This window comes from Pseudanabaena biceps PCC 7429 (assembly GCF_000332215.1).
Taxonomy (GTDB): domain Bacteria; phylum Cyanobacteriota; class Cyanobacteriia; order Pseudanabaenales; family Pseudanabaenaceae; genus Pseudanabaena; species Pseudanabaena biceps.
Genome location: NZ_ALWB01000226.1, coordinates 1 through 3066, shown reverse-complemented (window position 1 = coordinate 3066; position 3066 = coordinate 1). Strand labels below are relative to the sequence as shown.

Annotated in this window: 2 protein-coding genes and 2 pseudogenes; 2 read left to right on the top strand and 2 right to left on the bottom strand. The window is 44.7% G+C overall.

Going from position 1 to position 3066, the window contains the following annotated elements:
* Positions 1-925, top strand: a pseudogene (locus PSE7429_RS27815) (NF041680 family putative transposase); the annotation flags it as partial.
* A 109-nt stretch (positions 926-1034) separates the two neighbouring features.
* Positions 1035-1213: pseudogene (locus PSE7429_RS27810) on the top strand (NF041680 family putative transposase); the annotation flags it as partial.
* A 226-nt stretch (positions 1214-1439) separates the two neighbouring features.
* On the opposite strand, the gene PSE7429_RS19030 reads toward PSE7429_RS27810, so the two are convergent.
* Positions 1440-2615: an IS4 family transposase gene (locus PSE7429_RS19030; protein ID WP_009628962.1), complete on the bottom strand. Its 1176-nt coding sequence runs from the start codon at positions 2613-2615 to the stop codon at positions 1440-1442.
* Positions 2616-2629: 14 nt separating this feature from the next.
* Positions 2630-2818 carry an IS4/Tn5 family transposase DNA-binding protein gene (locus PSE7429_RS28050; RefSeq protein WP_071590178.1) on the bottom strand — a complete coding sequence of 63 codons (189 nt, stop codon included), beginning with the start codon at positions 2816-2818 and terminating at the stop codon, positions 2630-2632.
* Positions 2819-3066 lie beyond the last annotated feature (248 nt).

Genomic DNA, 3066 nt, shown 5'->3' with positions numbered 1-3066 from the left:
ATGACTACAGTACCTTGGGTGGGTGGCCAGAGATGAAGGGAGTTGGGGCGAATTCCGTTATGTCACGAGCGGATCAGAGTTTTGAGACAGCAGCCCAAAGAGGTGCATTCCAACTGAGGCAAGTATGTCGAGACTTGTCTGTAAGACCGATCGCCACCTATGACAGTGAATATGGTAGTGCGGCCTTTATGAATTTGACCGAGGATATCCCAGCAGACTTATTGCTGCGTCTACGTCCTAACCGATGCTTATACAAAGCACCTGAACCCTATAGTGGCTCTGGTCGTCCTCGCAAGCATGGTGATAAATTCCAACTTGCCAATGCTGATAGTTGGGGAGACTCATCGGCAACTTTTAGCTTAGAAGATGAGACAGTCGGACAGGTGCAAATCCAGCAATGGTCTGATTTACACTTTAAAAAAGCTGCCCAACGAAATTTCCAAGTTATTCGAGTCACCCATCCCCATTGCTCTGGTTTGTGGTTAGCTTGGGTGGGGAACAGATGCCATCTTTAGTCCAGATTTGGCGTTTGTACTTACGTCGTTTTGCTATCGACCATTGGAATCGCTTTGCCAAACAACGTTTACATTGGACTCTGCCTCATTTGTTGACTCCTCAACAGGCTTTGCGTTGGAGCGATCTTATGCCTCTATTGTCTTGGCAATTGTGGTTAGCCCGTCAACTGGTTATTGATAGTCCTTTACCTTGGCAGAAACCCCAAACCAATCTCTCCTTTGGTCGAGTCGCTCAGGGCTTTGCCGCACTTTTAGTCAGGATCGGCTCTCCTGCTTGTTCTCCGAAACCTCGTGGTAAGTCTCTTGGTTGGAAATCTGGGCGCAAGCGCGATCCTTATCCTCGCTTTCCTATCATCAAAAAACGCGCTTCTCGTCCCAAAAAGGTCAACAAAGACATCCTTAATTCCTAATCCTAAATATTCTCCTTTTCATTCTCTTGGATTTGCCCAGTTCTCCATTCTCTGGGTTACTTTTTCCTGCTCTTTTTCTGATTAGCTTAATCAACTTAGTCTAAACTCCAGTCAGGGCTTTGCCGCACTTTTAGTCAGGATCGGCTCTCCTGCTTGTTCTCCGAAACCTCGTGGTAAGTCTCTTGGTTGGAAATCTGGGCGCAAGCGCGATCCTTATCCTCGCTTTCCTATCATCAAAAACGCGCTTCTCGTCCCAAAAAGGTCAACAAAGACATCCTTAATTCCTAATCCTAAATATTCTCCTTTTCATTCTCTTGGATTTGCCCAGTTCTCCATTCTCTGGGTTACTTTTTCCTGCTCTTTTTCTGATTAGCTTAATCAACTTAGTCTAAACTCCAGACTTATTCCCAAAATAACCATCCGCAGGATTGTAAACCACCCCACTACCAAGGGAATAGTACTTACCATCGATGTAACTTAACTTAAGTATCGACAACGGTTCTTACTTTTCCCGTTAAGTATAAATTTGGGCAAGAAGCCAACCTTGGCAAAGATCGCGTAAATTAGACCAACCACGCCAGAGAACTTGAATACCAATGGGAGACTTACGACGATGTTCAAGATAGCCGCCAAGGAAAGCAATGGATTCGATCGCCCAAGCAACGGTTAAAACAGGAGGAGATTTAGGAAATCGAGCCTTTAAAACCTGAATTTGGAGAGGAGAAAGAATCTCAACGGCAGGAGCATCAGGTTGATTGCGATGGAGATAAGTAACCTGTAAAAGTTCAACGGCACAGACACTTAAAAAGCCTAACAAGGTCTTCATCCCTTCAGCAGCAAGTCGATAGCGCTCACACTGACAGCCAGACTTAAAGATTTTATGGAAATCTTCCACCCGCCAACGGTAAGTATACCAACGTAAAATCTTAATGGCCGTTTCTAAGTCTTCCACGACTTCAGTGGTCAAAAGCATCCACTCCAAAGGAGTTTCACCTTCAGGACAATCGATTTCAGTGGCATAGACAGCATAAACTGGTAATGGGTCACGATTGTCAAAACGATAGGGAACCCGTAGATTAACCATAGAAAATCGTACTGCTAATTTGGCGATACGGGCTTTACGTTTACCAGATTCTGGTACTTTGATTTCCTGTTCAAATCTTACGGGTTGCGACTCCAGTTTTTGCCATAGCCGTTCGCTATTTTGGTCTAAACTACGGTCGTGGGCTGCTCTGACTAATACCCCTGTATGTTGCAGTTGTCGTACTTGGTCAAAGACTTCGGTGATGTCTCCTTCGCGGTCGAAAATATGAATTACATGGGTGCTGCTACTGACTTGATGCTCGACTTCGGTCAGCGCTTCTACCCATCGATAAGACTCTTTATCTTTGAATAACCTTTGTCGGGCTGCCTTTCGGGCAAGGGCAAGTCGTTGCTTTTTCGCTGCTGCGGTTTCATCTTGCGGTGGCTTTGCTTTCGCTTCTCGGTTCCACAATTTTTGCCATAACAACCCGATTACTTGTCCTTGTTCGGGGGCGATCGCTAAGGCACTGTGCAGAATTAATCCGTTCCCACCATTTCCCGTTGGTCCATACCCTTCCCGTTTGGCTTTAATTTTGCCATAATCTAAATAGGTAGTATCTCCTATACACAACACCAATTCTTGTTCTTCCACGGCTTCACTGGTCATTTCACAGTGTGGTTTTATGATCCTGCTAAATTCTGTTTTCCGATTGGCGAAAACTCATAAGCTCTTTTTAACTCAGAGCCACTCTTAAATATCTCGGACAACGCTTTCCCGAATCCTTGACTTATTTTTTTGCCGATTGAGTACCCTCGGTTGCTTAGTCTCTCATCTCCTAATTCACAACTTGCAAAATTCTTGTCCCACAGTTCATCATTTTCTTCCCTGCTTTTGCTTGATTTTACTACTTTAACCCATCTGCACCCTTTATCTGAAAGTCTCTTCTGGTCTGCCTTTTAAAGATCCCGTGAAAAGTAAGGAGAGCCGATCCTGACTAAAAGTGCGGCAAAGCCCTGACTGGAGTTTAGACTAAGTTGATTAAGCTAATCAGAAAAGAGCAGGAAAAGTAACCCAGAGAATGGAGAACTGGGCAAATCCAAGAGAATGAAAAGGAGAA